Annotated in this window: 19 protein-coding genes and 2 pseudogenes; 3 read left to right on the top strand and 18 right to left on the bottom strand. The window is 69.0% G+C overall.

Annotation, left to right across the window (positions count from 1 at the left end; all coding sequences use genetic code 11):
- Positions 1-224 precede the first annotated feature (224 nt).
- The 6 genes and pseudogenes from AB0873_RS28100 to AB0873_RS28075 all read right to left on the bottom strand — a co-directional run bounded on the left by AB0873_RS28100 (position 225) and on the right by AB0873_RS28075 (position 4,964).
- Positions 225-407, bottom strand: coding sequence for a recombinase family protein (locus AB0873_RS28100; protein ID WP_366603422.1), 183 nt, complete (start codon positions 405-407; stop codon positions 225-227).
- Entirely contained in the window at positions 404-1,102 is a 699-nt protein-coding gene (locus AB0873_RS28095) for a recombinase family protein (RefSeq protein ID WP_366603420.1), read from the bottom strand. The genes AB0873_RS28100 and AB0873_RS28095 overlap by 4 nt, the downstream gene beginning before the upstream one ends.
- A gap of 835 nt (positions 1,103-1,937) precedes the next feature.
- Positions 1,938-2,243: pseudogene (locus AB0873_RS28090) on the bottom strand (S1 family peptidase); the annotation flags it as partial.
- A gap of 397 nt (positions 2,244-2,640) precedes the next feature.
- A complete protein-coding gene (locus tag AB0873_RS28085) occupies positions 2,641-3,105 on the bottom strand; it encodes a hypothetical protein (RefSeq protein ID WP_366603418.1) in 465 nt (154 codons plus the stop codon).
- A gap of 22 nt (positions 3,106-3,127) precedes the next feature.
- Positions 3,128-4,047: pseudogene (locus AB0873_RS28080) on the bottom strand (IS982 family transposase).
- 137 nt (positions 4,048-4,184) lie between these two features.
- Positions 4,185-4,964: a transposase family protein gene (locus AB0873_RS28075; RefSeq protein WP_366603416.1), complete on the bottom strand. Its 780-nt coding sequence runs from the start codon at positions 4,962-4,964 to the stop codon at positions 4,185-4,187.
- 250 nt (positions 4,965-5,214) lie between these two features.
- Here AB0873_RS28075 and AB0873_RS28070 point away from each other — a divergent pair, with 250 nt between their 5' ends.
- Positions 5,215-6,066: a cytochrome c biogenesis protein CcdA gene (locus AB0873_RS28070; protein WP_366603414.1), complete on the top strand. Its 852-nt coding sequence runs from the start codon at positions 5,215-5,217 to the stop codon at positions 6,064-6,066.
- A 91-nt stretch (positions 6,067-6,157) separates the two neighbouring features.
- On the opposite strand, the gene AB0873_RS28065 is transcribed toward AB0873_RS28070, so the two are convergent.
- Both AB0873_RS28065 and AB0873_RS28060 read right to left on the bottom strand, forming a co-directional pair.
- On the bottom strand, positions 6,158-6,682 hold the full coding sequence (locus AB0873_RS28065) for a hypothetical protein (RefSeq protein WP_366603412.1): 525 nt from the start codon (positions 6,680-6,682) through the stop codon (positions 6,158-6,160).
- Between the two features lie 74 nt (positions 6,683-6,756).
- Positions 6,757-7,713: a TIGR03086 family metal-binding protein gene (locus AB0873_RS28060; RefSeq protein WP_366603410.1), complete on the bottom strand. Its 957-nt coding sequence runs from the start codon at positions 7,711-7,713 to the stop codon at positions 6,757-6,759.
- A gap of 154 nt (positions 7,714-7,867) precedes the next feature.
- On the opposite strand from AB0873_RS28060, the gene AB0873_RS28055 reads away from it, so the two are divergent.
- Together AB0873_RS28055 and AB0873_RS28050 are read left to right on the top strand one after the other, a co-directional pair.
- On the top strand, positions 7,868-8,167 hold the full coding sequence (locus AB0873_RS28055; RefSeq protein ID WP_366603427.1) for a metalloregulator ArsR/SmtB family transcription factor: 300 nt from the start codon (positions 7,868-7,870) through the stop codon (positions 8,165-8,167).
- Positions 8,164-8,601 carry an SRPBCC domain-containing protein gene (locus AB0873_RS28050; protein WP_366603408.1) on the top strand — a complete coding sequence of 146 codons (438 nt, stop codon included), beginning with the start codon at positions 8,164-8,166 and terminating at the stop codon, positions 8,599-8,601. The genes AB0873_RS28055 and AB0873_RS28050 overlap by 4 nt, the downstream gene beginning before the upstream one ends.
- A 216-nt stretch (positions 8,602-8,817) precedes the next feature.
- Here the strand turns inward: AB0873_RS28050 and AB0873_RS28045 are convergent, their stop codons facing one another.
- The 10 genes from AB0873_RS28045 to AB0873_RS28000 form a co-directional block, all read right to left on the bottom strand.
- On the bottom strand, positions 8,818-9,657 hold the full coding sequence (locus AB0873_RS28045; RefSeq protein WP_366603405.1) for an integrase core domain-containing protein: 840 nt from the start codon (positions 9,655-9,657) through the stop codon (positions 8,818-8,820).
- Positions 9,658-10,104: 447 nt separating this feature from the next.
- Positions 10,105-11,598: a CoA-acylating methylmalonate-semialdehyde dehydrogenase gene (locus tag AB0873_RS28040; protein ID WP_366603403.1), complete on the bottom strand. Its 1,494-nt coding sequence runs from the start codon at positions 11,596-11,598 to the stop codon at positions 10,105-10,107.
- Between the two features lie 235 nt (positions 11,599-11,833).
- A complete protein-coding gene (locus AB0873_RS28035) occupies positions 11,834-12,295 on the bottom strand; it encodes a MaoC family dehydratase (protein WP_366603401.1) in 462 nt (153 codons plus the stop codon).
- Positions 12,296-12,339: 44 nt separating this feature from the next.
- Positions 12,340-13,098: a 3-oxoacyl-ACP reductase FabG gene (fabG, locus tag AB0873_RS28030; RefSeq protein ID WP_366603426.1), complete on the bottom strand. Its 759-nt coding sequence runs from the start codon at positions 13,096-13,098 to the stop codon at positions 12,340-12,342.
- Between the two features lie 23 nt (positions 13,099-13,121).
- Positions 13,122-14,030 carry a 2-hydroxy-3-oxopropionate reductase gene (locus AB0873_RS28025; protein ID WP_366603400.1) on the bottom strand — a complete coding sequence of 303 codons (909 nt, stop codon included), beginning with the start codon at positions 14,028-14,030 and terminating at the stop codon, positions 13,122-13,124.
- Positions 14,023-14,781: an SDR family oxidoreductase gene (locus AB0873_RS28020; protein WP_366603398.1), complete on the bottom strand. Its 759-nt coding sequence runs from the start codon at positions 14,779-14,781 to the stop codon at positions 14,023-14,025. Before AB0873_RS28020 ends, AB0873_RS28025 begins: the two co-directional genes overlap by 8 nt.
- Positions 14,778-15,584, bottom strand: coding sequence for a hypothetical protein (locus AB0873_RS28015; RefSeq protein WP_366603396.1), 807 nt, complete (start codon positions 15,582-15,584; stop codon positions 14,778-14,780). The genes AB0873_RS28020 and AB0873_RS28015 overlap by 4 nt, the downstream gene beginning before the upstream one ends.
- Complete coding sequence (locus AB0873_RS28010) at positions 15,575-16,843, bottom strand: CoA transferase (protein ID WP_366603395.1); 1,269 nt, start codon at positions 16,841-16,843, stop codon at positions 15,575-15,577. The genes AB0873_RS28015 and AB0873_RS28010 overlap by 10 nt, the downstream gene beginning before the upstream one ends.
- Entirely contained in the window at positions 16,843-17,955 is a 1,113-nt protein-coding gene (locus AB0873_RS28005) for an acyl-CoA dehydrogenase family protein (RefSeq protein WP_366603393.1), read from the bottom strand. Before AB0873_RS28005 ends, AB0873_RS28010 begins: the two co-directional genes overlap by 1 nt.
- Positions 17,956-18,263: 308 nt before the next feature.
- A complete protein-coding gene (locus tag AB0873_RS28000; RefSeq protein WP_366603392.1) occupies positions 18,264-20,666 on the bottom strand; it encodes a transketolase C-terminal domain-containing protein in 2,403 nt (800 codons plus the stop codon).
- Positions 20,667-20,691 lie beyond the last annotated feature (25 nt).

Raw genomic sequence — 20,691 nt, 5'->3', positions numbered from 1 at the left:
CATCGTCGTGCGCCGACCCGATGTGCTCGATATCCCGCGATCCCCGGCGCGAGGAGTAGACGATCTGCACCGCCCGCGCACCCGACGCGGTCTTCACCGTGCGCACGTATGGAGACACCAGCCCACCCTACGGCCGGAATTAGTGCGCAGATTCGCTCACCACAAGCTGAGAAACCCCAGGTCAACGCCACGAGCCCGCCCACGACCCATGATCGTGAGCCAAGTCAGGTGTAGCGGGGGTTGGCTAGGATCGCCGCGACGGTGGTCAGCGTCCAGTGGTGGCCGCTGCGGTGAGGGTTACGTGCCGGGTCGGCGTCGGACGGACACGGCACGCCGTTGTCGTTGAGCCGGCGAGCGATGCTGGCCACACTGTGGCCGGCCAGCCGCTGATCGAAGATCCACGTCACGTGGGGTGCGGTGGCCGGGTCGGGTTCCAGGCGGTGCAGGCGTCGTCCCCAGGCGGCGTGGGCGCGGTTCGGATGAGGGCCGGCGTCGACGAGCCGGTAGCCGTAGGCGGCCGGCCGCCGAGGTGTCGACCCTGCAGCTCGGCTTGGGCGCGCATGGCTGCGGTCGTGCGGTGCCGCGCTCGGGACACCTCCTGCTGGGAGTGGACGCCCAGCAGGTCCAGCAGCGCGAGCTGTCGGGGGTTGTCGGAGTCCACCGGCCCGTAGGTCTCGGGCAGCCACAGCTGCACGCCGTGCTCGACCAGGGTGGGGGTCAGATGTTCGACCTGCTGGCCGTGGAAGGCGCGTTCGTATTCGCCGACGACGATCGCGTCGAACCCGCGCGTCGGGTCCGTCACGGCGGCGAGCAGCCGTGCCGCCTGCGGCCGATCCGGCCAAGCGATCCGGCGGGAGACACCCTCGTCGAAGAACTCGACCACGATCCGGCCATGGCCGGCGACCAGGTCTTCGGCGTAGTTGCGCTGCCACCGGCACGAGGATGCCCGATCCTGGAAGTCGACCGTGGACATCCGGCCGTAGAACGCGAACCGCAACCCGTCCGCAGACGGCGCGAACCGCCGGGGCCGTAGCTTCCGCTGTCCGACGGCCCACGAGGAGAGAGTGCCCCGTCCTGGTGCTGCCGTCATTCTCGTCGCCATAGGACCTCCACGGTCGGTGCGTCTACCCCCGTCACTGGTTTGTTTGCCCAGCTCAGGCTGGCTCAACCGAATTGCGCTACCTGTCACCTGTCGGGTGATCTTTACCGGTGAAGGCGGTCAGTGGTGATCACAGCAGTGATGGAACAAGACCGGGTGCAGGCGGTCCACCAGGTCCGGCTGTCCCGTCGGGGGGGTGAAGCAGAGCCACAGCCCGGCGAGTGGTCGGGTTGAGGAGACGGCGATGGATGCCTTCCCGGCAGGACACGCCCTAGTCCTTCGACCCCGGAGGCGCTTGATGCTCGAGACCGCTTTCGCCAAACTGCTCACCCTGAAAGTCGTCGGCGCCACGGCGGTGGCCGCCGTGGCTACCGGCGGCGTCGCCCTGGCCGCCACGAACGGCGTGCTGCCCAACCCGCTGACCGACAAACCGAAGGTGCAGCCGTCGTCGGACGCTACGGGTAAGCCGTCCAAGCAGGCGGGGAAGTCGGCTGAGGGGAAGGGCGCGGCCTCCCCGTCGCCGTCGCTGGTTGCCCTGTGCCACGCGTTCAAGGCCGGTGCCGGCGACAACCCCCGGCAAGGCGCCGGAAAACCCCGCGTTCAGCGCGCTGATCACCGCCGCCGGAACCAAAGGAAGAGGTGGCTGCCTTCTGCGACGATCTGCTCGCCCAGAAGGACGCCAAGAAGAACACTCCCGACTGCCCGGCCGACCGAGGTTCGCCCGTCGCACACAGTCGGCAAGCCGGACAGCGTTCCAACGACCGTACCCAGCAAGCCCGTGACGGCAGAGGGCTCCCGGCCACGGCCGCAAGCCCTTCTCATTCGACGCGCCGACGAATCAGTAGACCACCGCACCGTACGCGTTGGCCGCTTCACGTACGGGCTGGTAGAAGGTGATGCCGCCGGACCGGCAGTCGCCACTGCCGCCGGAGGTGATGCCGAGCGCCGTGGTGCCGTCGTAGAGCGGGCCGCCGGAGTCGCCGGGCTCGGCGCACACGGTGGTCTGGATCATGCCGCTCATGACGCCGCCGCCTTTGCCGACATAGCGGACCGACACGTTCAGCGCGGTGACGGTACCGCTGTGCGTGCCGGTGGTGGACCCGGTGCGCTTGACCGACTCCCCGACGAAGGTGTCCGCCACGGTGAACCCGCCGGGGTGGGTGAGCGAGGTGTTGTCGACGACGGCGTCGACGATGACCTCGGCCCGGTCCGGACAGAGTATCGTCGGGGCCGCCGTCAGGTCGAGCCGAAGGTCGGCGACGCGCGTGGCGTCCGCCGCGAGCGGGGTGGGACGGCGGAGTACCGCCGCGACGGCGAGCGCGGACAGGACGACGCCGGCGCGGAGCAACCGGCGCGGGTGGTCCAAGGACATGGACACCCGTGGTGTCGGAGGGACGGCCGGGTTGCCGTTCCGCCGCAATGGACGCTCAAGCCCTTGATCGCATTACATGATCGCTATCGCCCTCCCACGGGACCGCTGTGCATCGCCGAGCTTCTCTATTGCTGGCCGTGTGTTGCAAGGTAGGGCGCCATGTAGCGGATCACGGGCCCGTCCGGGTCGCGGTATTCGATGACGATGTCCGAGTCACCGGTTGCCCGCGAAGACGCCTCGCCCAATTCCCGGTGGCTGACCTCGCTACCCGCTGCGCGCCGGCAATCACGCTGATGTTCAACAGTCGGATGCCACGGCCGACCTCGGTATCCAGGCCGCTCGCTATCACCACAACGGTCGAATCGGTCTCCTGCCGATCCGATGGCACACTCCTGGCGTCATCCGGGTCCGGCGTCATGGGCAGCCACCGGCAGGCGCGGCCGCGGGCGTGCAGTGCTTGTGCCAGGTAGTCGACCAGGGCGAGATGCGAATTGGGGCAGGCCACGGCGACCCGTAGGCCTTTGCCGACTGACGCTGCCACGATCGCGTCGGCAATCGTCGTCAGCGCGGCCCGCTCATGGGCGATTGCGGCAAGATCAGGCACGACCACCCCCTCACCCAGCGTTGACTTCACCTAGACGATCTATTCCAAGGGGTCAGTGGTCGTACGCGACGAGCGAGCGCATGACGGGTTGGCCGGTGTTCCAGTTGTGCCAGATCGTGGCGGTCATCGCGAGGACGCGTTGCAGGACGCGTACGGCCACGCCCGCGGGGGTGCGTCCGCCGTGTTGTTCGAGGTCGAGTTGTCCTTTGGGTGTTTGGTTGACCGACTCGATGCTCTGCCGCATGGCGCGGAGCAACATCCGTCCGGGACGTGGCTTCTCGGTCCGGTACGCGGGGCGGATCATGGTTACCGCGCGTTCGGTCAACTGTCGTTCGGTGGCGGCGTCGCGGTAGCCCTTGTCCACGATGAGGATCAGCCCGTCGGGGTGGGTCAGCAGGCCGTCTTTGTCGAGGTCGAACAGGTCGACCAGGACCTCGCGTTCGTCGGCCTTCGCGGTGGTCAGGGCGAACGCGACCGGTAGTCCGTGCACGGTGGTGACCAGGTGCAGGCGTAGTCCCCAGAAGCGGCGCGAGTGTGAGGCGCAGCAGCCGTAGGTGGCCCATCCGGCCAGGTCGGAGCGTTTGACGGTCTCGCGAGAGCGCCCGCATTCCACCGGGGTGGAATCGGCGATGCGTACCGGGTGCTGCCACAGGTCGGTGTCCAGGACGAGGACCCGGATGAGGTGGGTGATCTGGGCGCCGAGGGTCCGTAGCTGGGCTTGTTGTACCCGGGTTGTTTCGGGATGTACGGGAACAAGTGGGTCAGGTGGGCGCGGGCATGGCGGATCCAGCGGGCTTCCTTGTGGTGGCCGAGAAGGGCTTGCAGGACCGCGAGGGTGATCAGTTCGGCGTCGGTGATCTTCGGACTGATACCCACCGCTGGCCGTCGCCGGTTGAGCTGTGGTGACGCCTTCAACTCGTCGTCGATCTTCACGTACAGTGCGGTGGCGAGGGTGTCCCGATCGACGTGCACGTGGCCTCCAAGGTCATCGTTGCTCAGCAACGTCGATCATGGACGCCCTCGCCTTCGTTTACTGCCCCGTATCCCTTGGAATAGATCGTCTACGTCTCGTAACTGGTTGAAGGCGTTGCCCGGCACCGGACCGGTGGTCAGCCAGCGAGGATGATGTTGTGGAGGTTGGCGATGCCGGAAGCGGCGTCGGCCAATGTGTGGGCGGCTCGGCGGTAGTCGCGCAGGATCTTGAAGCACTTCATCCTGGCCAGAGCGTGTTCGACCCCTGCTCGGACGGTGCGGTGCTGGACGTTGAGGGCTTCCTTCCAGTCCGGCAGGTCACTGCCGTCAGACGGCTTGCGGTACGGCATGATCACCTCCGGGTTACCCCGGTAGCCGCCGTCGGCCATCACCGGCCGCCCGTCCAGCTTCTCGGCGATGCCGGAGGTGCGGTAGACGATGGTGTCGTTGCGGTTGCCCGGCTGCGGGTCACCGACGGCGATGACCAGACGGGTGGATGCGTCGATGGCGACCTGCAGGTTCGTGGAGTACCGGTAGTTCTTGCTCCGGGCCGCCAGCCGGTGATCCCGGGTCGGGACCAGAGTTCCGTCGACGATCGCGATCTGCTCGACCGGCCGTTTACGCACCGGCGCCAGGGCCAGCAACGGCGCGAGGGTGTCGATGACCCGATGCGCCGCGGAGTGCGACACCCCGAACAGCGGGCCGATCTGACGCATCGTCAGGTTCGTACGCCAGTACGCGGCCACCAGCAGCACCCGGTCAGCGAGATCCAGGGCCCACTGCCGGCCCGGCCGGCCGTCGGCGATGCCGTCACCGCCACGCTCGGCGACCAGCCGGACCAGCTTGCGGAACTGGTCGGGCTGCAGCCCGGTGAACGGAAAGATCCACTCCGGGCGAGCTGCCGTGATCACCTGCACCCCGGCATCCTGCCCGACCATCCTCAACAGACAGACACCAGGGTTACGAGACGTCCCTTAGGTACAGGCGTGATCAGCCCGGGTGCTTGTTACATCGTCCCGCCACTGAACCGGAGAGCCAGGCGATCACGAACGGGCTCTGGGTCGCCCGTCGTAACCGTGCCGGCCGCGCTGCAGCCGCGACCTAAGTCGGGCGTAGACGACGCCTAGCAGGAGGCCGTCGCCCTGGCCCGCTGAACGGGACGCCCTGGTGTTGGACGTCCCGTACGCTCTCGCCTTCGCGGCCGGGCTGCTCGCCGCGGTCAACCCGTGCGGGTTCGCGCTGCTGCCCGCGTACCTGTCCTTCCTGGTCCTCGACGAGTCCGACGCCGGACGGTCCCGCGCGGTCGGTCGGTCACTGCTGTTCACCTCGGCTATGACCGTCGGGTTCGTCGCCGTGTTCGGGGTGTTCGGCCTGCTGGCCGCTCCGGCCGCCGACGTGGTCGCCCGGCACCTGCCCTGGGTCAGCATCGCCATCGGCCTGATCCTGGTCGCGCTCGGTGGCGTGCTGCTGGCCGGCCGGCAGCTACCTACCATCGCCCCGAAACTCGGCGGCGGGCCGGCGGTGACCCGCCGGTTCGGGTCCATGGTCCTGTTCGGGGCCTCCTACGCCATCGCGTCGCTGGGCTGCACGATCGGACCGTTCCTCGCCGTGGTGGTGGCGGGCTTCCGCACCGGATCCATTCCGGCAGGGGTCGGCCTGTTCGTCGCGTACGCCGCCGGCATGGCCCTCGTCGTCGGCGCGGTCGCGCTCGCCGTCGCCCTGGCCAAGATGTCACTCGTTCGAGGCCTGCGCCGGGCCGCCCCGCTGATCAGCCGGACGGCCGGCGTGCTGCTGATCGCGGCCGGCGGCTACGTGGCCTGGTACGGCTGGTACGAGATCAGCGTCTTCCGGGGCGGCACCGGCAACGACCCGATCATCTACAACGCCGCCGCCATCCAAGCGGCCGTCGGCGGCTGGCTGGACCGCCTCGGCCCCACCACCATCGCTATCACCTTCGTCATCCTGCTCGCCGCCGCGACCGCCGCGGCGCTGCTCCGTCAACGCCGTACCCGCCGTTGAGTGTCGCCGCCGCCTCGGCGAACGGGCGTCCGGCGACCGAAGGGTCCGGTCTACTTGGTTGGCACTGCTGCGCGACCGTGATCCCTCGACCTCACGGCCGGTGACGGCGGGTGGAGATCGCCTGGAGGGGCGGACGGCGGATCACCGCGATCCGGTCGCCGCGAACGCGTACGGACGTGCGCCCGCCGCGTCGGCGCCGGACAGTGAGGTCGACGCGGCGGTCGCCGACCTGCACGCCTTCCAGGGTGAGTGGGGGCAGCCACTCGGGCAGGTGCGGGTCGATGAAGATCGTCCGCAGGGGTGCGGCCGGACGCAGCGCCAGCAGGGCCTGGATCAGTGCGATGACGGCGCTGGCCGACCAGGCCTGCGGGGAGCAGGCGTTCGGGTAGACGCCGGGGTGCGGGCGGGCGTCATCGCGCGGTAGCCCGCTGAGCACCTCCGGCAGCCGGTGCTCCTCGAACAGGGCCGCCGCGGCGAACATCCTCTCGGCCAGCCGGTGCAGGTGCTCCCAGCAGCCGTACCGGGCGAGCCCGAGGCTGATCGTGCCCGCCTCGACTGGCCAGACGCTGCCGCGGTGGTAGCTGGACGGGTCAACCGCCCACCGGAGCGGCTCCACGACGGATCACGGCGCTCAAGCGGCCACGCGGACACCTGCGCCGCGTGGCCGCCTGAGTGCCCGGTCGGTATGGCTCAGGCGCCCCAGCGCGCGTCACGCCCGCTGGCCGCCAGCGCACGCTCGAACGTGCCGGCGCCGGCGGGCGCGGGCAGGGCCGGACCATAGCCGCCGGTGGCGCGGGCCTGCTCACCGATCTGCTCGACGATGGCCAGCACCGCCTCGGCCGCAGTTGCGGTGACGACGACCTCCCGACCCGTGGCGCGGGCCAGATCCCAGCCGTGCAGTGCCAGCTCCTGCAGCGTGATCGCGGAGGCGAACGCGGCGGGCATCTCGCCCGGCCCGAACTGGGTCGTGCCCTCCAGCGCGCCGGGCTCGCCCCAGGCGGTGGCCGCCTGCAACGCGAACTCGGCCACGGCCTCAGGGGAGGCGTCGACCGGCTCCTGCGAGAGCGGGAGCTTGCGGGCGGCGCGGGCAGAGTTCGCCAGCACCGGGGCGAGATGGCCCAGCAACTGGCTGACGGTGAACTCGCGGCATGGCGTGGGCGCTTGCAGCAGGTCGGCCGGCATGGCACGCAGGGTCTCGGCGAACACCCGGGCGAGCTCCGCGATCGGGTTCTCGGCGATGAACTTCGGCGCGGCCGCGCCGGTCTCGGCGTACCCCTTGAGGATGTCCATTAGCTCGGTCCAGGTCTGCTGGACCATCGCGAACGCCGCGTCGCCGTCAGCGAAGCCGTTATGCGCGAAGCGCAGCTCCGTGCCCTTCGGCGTGCCTTCGATGACGTAGACGATCTCGGTGCCGATCCAGTTCGGCGGGCCGGCCACGACCGTCATCGCGACGCGCTCGGCACCGTCCTCGGTGACCTTGAACTGCCACGCCGGGCCGGGGTAGCCGGGGAAGGTCAGGTGCTGTGTGTCGCCGGTCACCTCGGCACGGTCGGTGAACCAGCCGGCGATGCCGTCGGCGGTCGCCACCGCCTGGTGCACGGCGGCGGGGTCTGCATCGATCGAGATCTGCAGCGTGATGTCAGACATGGGGTTTCCCTTCGCATGGCCCGGCGGTCTGGCCTCGGGGTCGCCGGCCGGGCAACTATTTCAGTTGCCACTAAAACATGCCGCTGACCTCTCTGGCAAATTTGAGCAGACACTAAAATTTCGCGGGGAGGGCCGCTACCATGACCGCGTGGACATGACGCGGGTGATCGCCGAGCCTCGCCGGCGGGAGATCCTGCGGCTGATCTGGGACCGGGAGCTCACCGCGGGTGAGATCGCCGCGCACTTCGACGTGACGTTCGGCGCGGTGTCGCAGCATCTGAAGGTGTTGCGCGACGCCGGGCTGGTCAACCTGCGCAAGGACGGCAGGAAGCGCCTCTACCAGGCTGATCGCCAGGCGATGGGTCCGCTCGCCGACTACCTGCAGTCCCTGTGGGCCGCCAGGCTCGACACCCTGGCGGCTCTTGCCGAAGCAGCTGAACGGAGCCAGAAATGACCTTGACCGTGACCCTGGAACGTCAGATCAACGCCCGTCCCGAAACCGTGTTCGGGTTCTTCACCGACCAGGCCAAGTGGCTGTCCTGGATGGGCGCCGACGGCCAGTTCACGTTCGAGCCCGGTGGTGCGTTCACCACCAACGTCAGCGGCGACAATTACGCCGCCGGCACCTTCCTGGAGATCGACCCATACCGCCGGGTCGTGTTCACCTGGGGCTGGGAGAGGGGCGGTATGGCAGACGTCCCGGCCGGATCGTCGCTCGTGACCATCGAGCTGACACCCGAGGGCCAGGGCACCCATCTCCGCCTCACCCACTCCGGCCTGCCCTCGGCCCAGGCCTGCGCGGCACACGAGGAGGGTTGGCGCCACTACACCGACCGCCTGGCCACCCGCGCCGCAGGCGGCGACCCCGGCCCTGACTCCTACATGTAGTCAAGCCGCCCCGCGTTCGCACTGTGGTGCGACGCCGTACTGCCTACGAGCGACCCCTCCATGGGAGACCCGGGGCACAGATCGGGGGATGCCGCTACCTTCGGCTCGTTAGGCCACCGCTTATCGCATCCCGAAGCACAGGTCGGCTGCCGGCATGTCGACGCTTCTCCCCTCTGTCCAGGGAGCTGTAGCTGCCGAAAATGTCGTCCGGGCAGCTCAGGCGGCGTGTCGGTATTCGTGGAGGATGCCGCCGAGTCGGTCGCGTCGTCGGATGTCGAGGTCGTCGATTCGGCACGGCTTGGCGATCGGTTGGGGGAGCGGACGTAGGGGTGCCGCGGCGCGGAGCGTGCGGTGGGGCCGGTGCTCGTTGTAGAAGGCTTCGTACTCGCGGAGCGCGTGGAGAAGATGGGCCTGGTTCACGATCAGGGTTCGGTCGAGGAGTTCGGCTCTGCATGAGCGCACCCACCGCTCCATGATCGCATTCATCCTCGGTACCTTGATTCCGGTCTTCACGATGGCGATGCCCTCGCGATGGAAGACGGCGTCGAAGGCGGCCGTGTACCGGCTGTCACGGTCGCGGATCAGGTACTTCGCGGTCGCGCCGGCATCTTGGAGGTCCATGACCAGATTCCTGGCCAGTTGCGTCGTCCAGATCGCTGTGGGGTGCGCGGTGGCGCCGAGGATACGGACGCGGCGGGTGGCGTGTTCAATGACGGCGAAGACGTACAAGCGGGCGCCGGTCAGTGTCCGGGTTTCGAAGAAGTCCGCGGCGAGGATCGGGTGCGCTTGGCTGCGCAGGAACGCGGGCCACGTCTGGAGCTCTCGGCCGGGCACGGGATCGATATCCGCGTCCTTGAGGATTTCCCAGACCGTCGATGCGGCGACCTTGATGCCGAGGGCGGCCAGTTCGCCGTGAATACGTCTGTAACCCCAGCTCGGGTTTCCCGGGTCAGACGCAGGACGAGGGCCCTGATGCTGCGCACGGTGGGTGGCCGGCCGGGCCGTTTCGGGCGGGACGCCTTCGCGTGCCGCTGGCGAAGGAGGTCGCGGTGCCAACGGAGGACGGTGTCCGGGGAGACGATCAGGTGCAGCTGCCGCAGCGTCGGCCGGGGCAATCGGTGCAGGAGGGCGGCGAGGAATGCCCGGTCGGGCGGATCGAGGCGGGGGCTGTCGACCTGGCGCTGCAGGACGGCGAGCTGGTGGCGCAGCGTAAGGATCTCGACGTCCTTGTCCACATCGCTCATCGGCGGCAGTCGCACGAAGGCGAACACGTTCGTCAACGCCAGGTAGGACAGTCGCAGCAGCACGATGACTCATCATGGCGTACCGCGCCTCTCGGTCCGCGGCCGTATCCGACAATCGCAGGTCACAGCGCACGGATGACGTTTTCGGCACCTACAACCATCAGTTGGTGGCGGAGCACCGCGATCTCAACGTCCTTTACGTCCGGTAAGGAGCCCAGACCGACCAGACTGAAGGGCACAGGGCACAGCACACTTGAATTCATACGTTCTGCGGGAATCCCAGGTTGATGCCGCCGTGGCTAGGGTCGAGCCAGCGCGTGGTGATCGCCTTTTCGCGGGTGAAGAACCGGAAGCTGTCCACCCCGTACGCTTTGGCATCGCCGAACATCGACTCCTTCCAGCCGCCGAAGGAGTGATAGGCCACCGGCACCGGGATCGGTACGTTGATGCCGACCATGCCCACCTCGACTTCGGCCTGGAACCGTCGGGCGGCGCCACCATCGTGCGTGAAGATCGCGGCGCCGTTGCCGAAGGCTCCGGAGTTGACCAGCGCGAGGCCCTCATCGTACGAATTCACCCGTACGACGGATAGCACCGGGCCGAAGATCTCATCGGTGTAGGCGCGCGAGGTGGTCGGTACCCGGTCGAGCAGGGTCGGTCCTAACCAGAAGCCCTCCGGCGCGCCGTCGGCGATCACATCACGGCCGTCGACCACCACGGTCGCTCCGTCCTGCGCCGCGACATCGATGTAGGATGCGACCTTGTCACGGTGCTCGCGGCTGATCAGCGGCCCCATGTCGCAGCCACGCCGGCCGTCCCCGGTGCGCAGTTTACTCATGCGCTCGGTGACCTTGGCGATCAGAGCGTCGCCTACTGGCTCCACCGCCACCACGACACTGATCGCCATGCACCGCTCGCCCGCCGAGCCGAAGCCGGCGTTTACCGCGGCGTCGGCGACCAGATCGAGGTCGGCGTCAGGCAGCACCAGCATGTGGTTCTTGGCGCCGCCGAGGGCCTGCACCCGCTTCCCATTGGCCGCCGCGGTCTGGTAGATGTATCGAGCGATCGGCGTCGAACCGACGAACGAGACGGAGGTGACGCCGGGGTGCTCCAGCAAACCGTCTACGGCCGCCCGGTCGCCGTGCAGCACGTTGAACACCCCGTCTGGCAACCCAGCCTCGGCCAGCAGCCGCGCCAGCCAGATCGCTGCTGACGGGTCCTTTTCGCTGGGCTTGAGTACCACGGAATTCCCCGCAGCCAGCGCGATCGGGAGGAACCACATCGGCACCATGGCCGGGAAGTTGAACGGGCTGATGATCGCGGCCACCCCGATCGGCTGGCGTAGCGAGTGCACGTCCACTCCGGTAGAGACGTTGTACGTGTAGTCGCCCTTGAGTACTTCGGGGAAGCTGAGCGCGAACTCGAGGACTTCCTGGCCGCGTACGATCTCGCCGAGCGCGTCGGAGAGCACCTTGCCGTGCTCGTTGGTGATGATTTCCGCGAGCTCGTTCTTGCGGGCGTTGAGCAGCTCGCGGAACGCGAACAGCACCGACTGACGCTTGGCGATGGACGTGTCGCGCCATCCGGGGTACGCGGACGCTGCGGCGGCCACCGCGACGTCGACCTCGGCGGCGTCAGCGAGCAGCACGGAGGCGCGCTGGGTGCCGAGCGCTGGGTCGTAGACCGGTCCAAGCCGGGATTCCCCGGAGTCGTACTCCTTCCCGCCGATCCAGTGGACAATGCGTTCCAACATGTGGTCTCAGCCCTTCTTTCGATGGTCAATCGGCTGGGGCCATCACGACGACGGCCCGACCGGTTCTCGCCGGGCGCCAGCGCCTGGTAGACCTCGGCCAACAGTGCATCCGATCTACGCGCCGGTGTTGGCCGCGGGGCGATCGCGATCGGCCCTGTGCCTGACCGCGTCGAGTTGGGCAGCTCTGCCAGGAGCCGGGGTTTCTCGGATTTCGGCACCAGCACCGCGTCGACGATCACACGTATCGGCGCAGCAGGACGGTGGCGACGCACGCGGGTTTCGGATTGCCTTCGATTTCGATCGTGGCGGTGATTCGCATCTGGATGCCGCCGGTGACGTCGGTGACCTCGTCGATCACGGCTGTTGCCCGGACGCGGCTGCCTACCAGAACGGGAGCCGGGAAGCGGACCTTCTCGCAGCCGTAGTTCACACCCATCGTGAAGCCGCGGATCTCGACGATTTGCGGAAGGAGCAGGGGGATCAGGGACAGTGTCAGGTAGCCGTGCGCGATCGGCCCGCCGAACGCGCTGTCCCGCGTGGCCCGTGCTACGTCGACGTGGATCCACTGGTTGTCCCCGGTCGCGTCGGCGAACCTATTCACCCGGTCCTGGGTGATGAGTTCCCACCCACTTTGCCCGAGCGCTGTTCCGACGAGTGCCCGGACGCCGTCTGCGCCGGTGATCACGGCGGCCGGCATGGCTCCTCCTGACTGTCGATGACATGCCCGTGATGCGGCGTGGCTCAGGCCTTCGGCCCGCCGGCTACGTAGATGACCTGTCCGGAGACGAACCCGGCACCGTCGCTGACCAGAAAGGAGACGGCGTGCGCGATGTCCTGGGGTTGCCCGGCGCGACCTACGGGGGTCTGCTTCGCGCGGGTGGCGAGGTAGGTGTCCCAGTCCGCACCGAGACGGTCGGCGGTCGCTTTCGTCATGTCACTGACGATGAAGCCGGGGGCGACGCAGTTCGCGGTCACGCCGAACTTGCCGAGCTCGATGGCGAGCGTCTTGGTGAAGCCCTGCAGGCCCGCCTTTACCGTCGAGTAGTTGGACTGGCCGCGATTGCCGAGCGCGGAGGTGCTCGAGATGTTGACGATGCGGCCGAACCTCGCGTCCACCATGTGTTTCTGCACGGCTCTGGTCATGAGGAAGGATCCGCGCAGGTGCACGTTGACGACGGTGTCCCAGTCATCCACGGTCATCTTGAACAGCAGGTTGTCCCGGGTCACGCCGGCGTTGTTGACCAGGACGGTCGGGGCGCCGAGTTCGGTGGTGATCTGGTTGACCGCGGCGGTGACCTGCTCGGGATCGGAAACGTCGGCGCCGACCGCGAGCGCGCGGCCGCCGTGAGAGCCGATCACGTCTACAGTGGACGCCACGGCTGACTCGTCGAGGTCCAGCACCGCGACCGCGAATCCGTCCGCCGCCAGTCGTTGCGCTGTCGCGGCGCCGATTCCGCGGGCCGAGCCGGTGACCACCGCGACACGGGGGGAATCACTCATGTCAGCTCTCTCCTCCCCGGGCTTCACTGCCGGCCGTTCAGTCGCTCGAGCAGCTTGAGCAGCGCGGAGTGGTCGTCGTCCGCGTTGCCCTGGACCTTGAGCGATGCCATCAGCTGCGCGACCACGGCCCCGACCGGGATCACCACCCCCGCCTCCCGGGCGGCGGACGTGACGATGCCCAGATCCTTGTGATGCAACTCCACCCGGAATCCGGGCTGGAACGATCGCGCCAGCATCCCCTCGCTCTTCTGATTCAGCACGGCGCTGCCGGCGAGGCCACCACTCAGGACGGTCATCGCCTTCCTGGTGTCAACGCCGTAGGCGTCGAGGAAGACGATGGCCTCGGCCAGCAGCTCGAGGTGCCCGGCCACGATGAGTTGGTTGGCCGCCTTCACGGTCTGACCGGAGCCGGGTGGGCCGACGTGGACGATGGTCCTGCCCACTGCCTGGAACACTGGCTGAGCCGCCTCGACGTCTATGGCTTCCCCGCCGACCATGATCGACAGTGTGGCGCTCACCGCGCCGGCCTGCCCTCCGGAGACCGGCGCGTCGAGCAGCCGAAGCCCCTTGGCCTTCGCCTGGTGCCACAGGTCCTTGCTAACGTCGGGGCGGATGCTGCTGAAGTCGATGACAAGCGCTCCCAGCCGGGCAGTGTCGAAGACGCCGTCCGTGCCGGCCAGCACCTCCCGTACGTCCGGCGAGTCGGGCACCATGACACAAACGATGTCGGCGTCCGCGACGGCTTCGGCGATGCTGGTCGCGGCCCGGCCGCCGGCTTCCACCAAGCGACGGGTCTTCGCGGGACTCCGGTTGTAACCGATGACATCGAATCCGGCCCGGACGAGATGCTCGGCCATCGGCGCGCCCATGATGCCGAGTCCGATGAACGCCAACCTGGTTGCCATTCCGGTTCCTCCTGTTCGGCTAGTCATGCTTTGCGCGGTGCATCGAAACGCCCAGTGACCTGCCGCCGTCGACCGTGAGCACCGCGCCGGTCGCGTACGCGGCCCGCTCGCTGAGCAGGAACGCGGCGGATTCGGCGATGTCGTCGACGTCGGCGAACCTGCCGAGCGGGATCAGGTCCAGCATCGCGGCCTGCGCGGACTCGTCGGACAGGATGTTGGCGGTGGCCTCCGACGTCGGGACGAAGCCGGGCGCCAGTGCGTTCACGCGGATCCCGTGTGGGCCCCATTCGCGGGCCACGGACTTGGTGAACGCAAGCATCGCCGCCTTCGCGGCTGCGGAGTGTGCCACGGCAGGGGCGCCCGTCCACGCATAGGTGGCGATGATGTTCAGGATCGCGCCGGGTCGCCCTTCGGCGATCAGCCGTCGGGCCAGCGCCTGGGACAGGAAGAACGTCCCGTACAGGGAGATCTCCACGACCGCCCGGAAGCCGTTCGCCGACAGATCGACCGTGGGGCAGGCGAAGTTGCCGGCCGCGTTGTTGACCACACCGTCGACCGCCGGCAGCCCGTCGATCAGCGCCGCTACGGCCTCTGCGTCGCGCACGTCGAGGGCCGCGCTTCGGCAGTTCACGCCCTCCTCACGCAGGCGGCGCTCCGCCTCGGCCAGCCGCTCCTCGCCGCGCGCGACCAGGACCAGGTCGTGTCCGTCGCGGCCGAGGCGGCGGGCGATGCCGAACCCGATGCCGGCGCTGCCACCGGTGATGACGAAGGTGCTCATGAGCGTGCCTCGATCCATGCGTCGGCCCACAGGTGGATCGCCCGTGCCCGCCGTGAGTACCGCTGGAGCGGAAACTCCAGGGTGTAGCCGATCGCCCCGATCACCTGGTGGCATTCCGCCACCGCAGCGCACGCGGCCGGCCCTGCGTACGCCAGGGCGTCCAGGTCGGGTGATCCCTCGGCCAGCAGCAGCAGGCCGTCGGCGCAGAGGGCGGCGTCGGCGAGCCGTTGCTGGACGCTGTCCAGCCCGGCCAACGTCCCGCCGAACGCCTGCCGGGTCGTCGTGTGTTCCAGCGCCAGCCGCAGGGCTTCGGCGGTAAGCCCGGCGAGGTACCCGACGGTCGCGGTCACCCAGGCGGCTTCTCGCCGGCGCGCGTCGGTCGGGTCCAGCAACTCGCCGCCGTCGAACCGGGCGCGGCCGGCGGCGATGCTGTCGCCGTAGGGGACCGGTTGGACCGCAGCGATGTGCGCTACCCGCAGGCCGTCCCGAGCGGGCACGATCGCGCGATCGCCGGGCTCGGCATAGCGGGTCATTCCTGACACGTACGGGCTTCCGCCGAGCAGCGCGTCGAGTTCGTGCAGTGCGGCCAGGCCGCGGCCCAGCTCCACTGCGGCCGGACCCAGGAACGGCAGGGCCTGCGGATCCTCGCCCAGGTCGAACCAACCGGCGCTGCCCAGGTGCTTTCGCAGCTCCGGCAGCCGGTCGTCGTCGGTGCTGCCGGGCCGCCACGGGCCGGGAGAGCAATGGTCGGTGACGATGGATCGGATGGACGACGTGAATGCCGCGACCTCGGTCATCGACACGACGCTCGACCTCCTTCGGTGGTGTGGATCGTGGGTAGCGAATCGAGCACCTCGCGGGTGTGTTCACCCAGTCCCGGCGCGTGCCGTCGGGCAGGCGCGGCCACGCCGTCGATCATGAACAGGTTGCCCAGCAGCCGCACCTGTCCTGTTCCGGGCTGGTGCACGCACTGCACGAGCCCGTTGGTCTGCACCTGCTCGTCGTCGAACAACTGACTGAGCTGGCGCACCTCGCCGACCGGGATGTTCCGAAATCCGAGCAATGTGATCCACTCTGCGGTCGTCCGGTGCCGGAAGGCGGCCACGAACCGCTGATGCGTGGCGACCCGATGGGAGCGCTCGGCCGGGTTGGCCGGGTCCGCCTGCGGGTTCTCGACCCACGGGTCGTCGAGGCCCAGCACGTCCAGCACCTGGCGTCGCTGGCTCACGTTCAGGCAGGCCAGGGCGATGTATCCGTCCGCCGTTTCGTAGCAGCGGTAGTAGGGCTCCAGCTCCTCGGCGGCAGCGGTGGCTCGGGCGATGGCGTCGATCTCGGCGCGGGTCACCGGCCGCGCCGGCGCCCGGCCCGCCTCCGCTCGCTCCCGTCGTACGAACCGCTGCACCTGGGTGGTGAGCGCCGCTCCCAGGAGCGAGACCTCGATGCCTGGGGCCTCGTCCGAGGCGCGCTGGTGCAGCCCCGCCAGGACGCTGATGGCGGCCAGCAGTCCGGTGGTGAGGTCGGCCATCGGGATCCCGCCGGAGCGGCGCGGTACCTCGTCGCCGACCCGGACGTCGGCCATGAGCAGGCCGGAGAGCGCCTGGGCGATCAGGTCGTAGCCGAGGCGTCCAGAGTCGGGGCCCTGGCTGCCGAAGGCGGAGATCGACACGCAGACGGCGCGGGGGTTCAGTTGGTGGACATTGTCCCGGTCGAGCCCGAACGACTCCGCCCGGGCCGGTGGCAGGTTGTGCACGACCGCGTCCGCGGTGGCGATCAAGCGATCGCTCGCCGCGCGTCCCTCCGCCGTCTTCAGATCCAGCATGACCGAGCGCTTGTTGCGGTTGAGCGAGTAGAAGTAGTTGCTCTGGCCGGGCGCGTGCGGCTCGTAGTGGCGCCACGCGTCACCGCGAGGTCCTTCGACCTTGACGACGTCTGCGCCGAGGTCCGCCAGCAGCATTGTCGCCAGCGGGCCGGCCACGTACTGGGCGTAGTCGAGCACGCGGACGCCGGCAAGCGGCAGTCGCCGGGTTGGTGCGGTCGCGTGATCGGTGGTCGTGGATTCCATCAGGCGCAGCCCAACCCCTGGCGGGCGATGACCCGACGCTGGATGTCCGAGGCGCCGCCGGCGATGGTGGTCGCCACCGCGGCCCGGTGGAAGGCAGCGATACGACCGTCCACCGGCCCGTCGCCCCCGGCCTCGATGAGCGCCTGCGGCCCGAGGATCTCGACTGCCACGCCTGCCAATTTCTGCATCAGCTTGGCGACCGACAGTTTCGCCATGGACGACGCCTTACTCGCCGGCTGCTGGCGGGCGAGCAGCTCGGTGGCCCGCCGCCCGTGCAGCCGGGCGGCCTGTGCTTCGCCGCGGAGCCGGCGCAGGGCCTGCCGGTGCGCCGCCGTCGTGCAGTGGGGCTCCAACTGGTCGAGCAGCCAGTGGACGACACCGACCTTCTCGCTGGTGACCCGCTCGTAGTCGAGTGTGCCCATGAGCACCTTCCACCCGCCGTGCAGCTCACCGACGATCTGGTCGGCCGGGATCTCCACATCCTCGAGGAGTACCTCGCCGAGGGTGCCACCACCGAGTGTCTCGTGTACGCGCACCTCGATGCCCGGGGTGTTGATGTCGGCCACGAGCACGGACAGCCCTCGGTGCCGGGGCCGCCCGGGGTCGGTTCGGACGGCGAGGTAGATCCAGTCCGAGTATTCGGCGCTCGACGTCCAGATCTTGCGGCCGTTGACGATGAACCGGTCGCCGTCCAGCACCGCGCGCGTGCGCAGCGAGGCGAGGTCCGAGCCCGCCTCGGGCTCGGAGAAGCCCTGGCAGAACACCAGATCGCCGGCCGCCACTGGCGGCAGCAACCGTTCGAGCAACTCCGGCGTGGCGAACTTGAGCATGACGTTGCCGATGGTCTTGACGGAGAGCAGGTAGCTGGACAGCGGGAGCCAGTGGTAGCCGAAACGCTCCTCGACGGACAGCGTGTCCAGGGGGTCCAGGCCTTGGCCGCCGAGGCGCTCAGGCCAGTGCAGGCCGATCATCCCGGCGCTACCCATTTCTTTGTACGCGTAGCGCGAGTCGGCGTCGGAGGGCATGCCCTGGTACCTGTTCTCGCCGCGCTCGGCGAGAACTGCGGACAACGCGGCGGCGAACTGTTCCACCCGGTCTGTCAGGTCACCCATCACCACAACGTTCCTCGCCAATCAGTCGCATTGATCCCGTGCTGGGCACGTGCCTGCCGGAAGCCCTCCGGCTGCAGGTTCCACCGCCAGAGTTGGAAACGGTGGTGAGTTGGCCGCGATGCCGAGCCCCGCGGGCGGGAACTGCACCGGCGATCGAATCGCGGAGGGGCCGGCTCGGATGTTCCAACCACTGGAAGCATCTTTCGCACACCGGAAGCATAGGATCGCCGCTGCGGCCGGTCAAGGCCGACCGGGCCGCGATGCCGGGCACCGGGAACGCGATGCTGTCGACGGTGGAGGTTGTTGGTTCAGCGCAACGCGAGCGCGGCGAGCGCCGCGTTGACGATGCTGCCGGGCCGCAGGTCGTGCAGCTCGTACAGGTCGTGCACCGTGCCGGACTGGCCGAATGCGTCCACGCCCAGCGGAACGCAGGCGACGCCGAGCGCGGAGCCGAGCCACGCCATCGCGTGCGAGGCCGCATCGTGGACGGTGACCACCGGCGCGCGATCCGGGAAGGCGCCGGCCAGCACCCCGGGGATCGAGGGCACCCGCGCGGAGCGGATGCCTCCCCGCAGGCAGTCCTGCCACGCGCCGTAGAGCCGATCCAGGGACGTCACGTCCACGACGTGCGCGGCGATGCCCTCGTCGGCGAGTTCAGCGGCGGCAGCGAGGACCTCGGGCAGGACGGCCCCGGAACCGACCAGATGGACCTGCGGCGCGCCACGCGCGGCGAGGTCGCTGGCGTCGACCAGCCGGTAGGCGCCGGCCAGAACCTGGCGTCGCAGCACCGCGTCACCCATCCGGGCCCGTGTTGCCTCGAACGGTGCCTGGTCCAGCGGCCGGGTGGTGAGCCGGAAGTAGTAGGCACCGGACTCCTCCGGCGTTGCGTCGGCTCCGGTGCCGGCACCGCCGGCGATGCGGTGCAGCGAATCGCAGAGCAGCCAGTCGACGGCGGTCGCGTAGGCGGGCTCGAAGAATGTCGTGTTCGGCAGTTCGAGCCCGACGCTGGGCGTGATCGTTGACTGGTGGGCGCCACCCTCGGGGGCCAGGGTGACCCCGGACGGTGTTCCGGCCACGACGAACCGGGCGCCGGAGTAGACCGAGTAGATGAATGCGTCCAGACCGCGCAGGACGAACGGGTCATAGACGGTGCCGACCGGAAGCAGCGGCTGGTCCGACAGGTCTCGAGCCAGTCCGAGCTGGCCGAGGAGCAGGAAGAGGTTCATCTCGCTGATGCCGAGCTCGATGTGCTGGCCGGTCGGGCTCTCCGACCAGCGGAGCATTGGGTCGGTGTTCCACGACCGCTGCTGGGTCGGCGAGAAGACGCCGGCGCGGTTGATGAAGCCGGCGAGATTGGTTGACGTGGCCACGTCGGGGGCCGTGGTCACCAGGTACGGGGCGACATCGCGGTTTCGGGACAGCTCGCTCAGGATCCGGCCGAAGGCTTCCTGGGTCGACGTCTGCCTTCCGGCGCGCAGCCCGCTGCTGGGCGGCACCTGGACGGGTCGCGACGTGCTGACGGAGGGTCGCGCCAGGTGGGTGCGCCGGGCGGCGATCCACTGACCGGCGGGGGTCGACGGGTCGAACCGGTCCCATTCGTTGTCGCGGTCGAGTCCGAGTGACGCGCGCAGCGCATCGACCTGGTCGCCGGAGAGCAAAGCCGAGTGATTGCGCGGGTTACCGGCGATTGGCAGCCCCCACCCCTTGACGGTGTAGGCGAAGACGACGCTCGGCCGGTCGGTCTCGGCGTCGCAGGCCGCGAAGGCCTCGAGGAGCGACGGGAGATCGTGGCCGCCAAGATCGGTGATCAGCCCGGCGAGTTCGGTGTCGTCCACGTCCGCGATGACGGACTCCACCTCGCTTGGGGCGCCGTCGAGGAACTGCTTGCGCAAATCAGGGCCGACCAGCCCGAACAGTGACTGGTACTGCTCGTTCGGCATGGCGTCGATCCAGGCCATCAGCTGTTCACCGTCGGGGCGTTGGAACGCCGCGCGTGCCCGGCGGCCGTACTTCACCTCGACGACGTGCCAGCCGGCCGCGGCGAACTGCTGCTCCCACTGCCCGACCCGCACGCCGGGGACGACGCGGTCCAGCGACTGGCGGTTGAAGTCCACCACCCAGGTGACGTTGCCGAGCCCTTGGGTGGAGGGATCGGCGATTGCCTCCCACACGTTTCCCTCGTCGAGCTCGGCGTCGCCCATCAGGGCGACGAAACGCGACCGCGGCCGGGCGCCGAAATGCGCGTCGACGTAACGACGGGTCACCGCGGCGAACAGCGGTGCGGCTGCGCCCAGGCCGACGGATCCGGTGGAGAAGTCGACGTCGTCGGGGTCCTTGGTCCGCGACGGGTACGACTGCAGCCCTCCGCGGGCACGAAGCGTGGTGAGGTAGGACCGGTCGAGGTTGCCGAGCAGGTACTGGATGGCGTGGAAGACCGGCGACGCGTGCGGTTTCACGCTCACCCGGTCCGCGGCGTCCAGGTACGCGAACCACAACGCCGTCATCACCGACGCGAGCGAGGCGCTCGACGCCTGGTGCCCGCCGACCTTGACGCCGTCACGGGTGTCCCGGTCGTGGTTGGCCGCGTCCACGATGCGGGTTGCCAGCCACAGCACGCGCCGTTGGATCTCGTCGAGGACATCGATGTCGAGGGCGGCCTGGTGGGACGCGGGGAGGGCAGAACCTTCGCCGGCTGCCTGGATGTCGGTCATTGGGCCCAGCCCTCTCACAGTCACG

The organism is Micromonospora sp. NPDC047707 (assembly GCF_040704235.1).
Classification (GTDB): domain Bacteria; phylum Actinomycetota; class Actinomycetes; order Mycobacteriales; family Micromonosporaceae; genus Micromonospora.
Note: the sequence above shows the minus strand (reverse complement) of the source record. Positions and strands in the feature narration are given on the sequence as shown.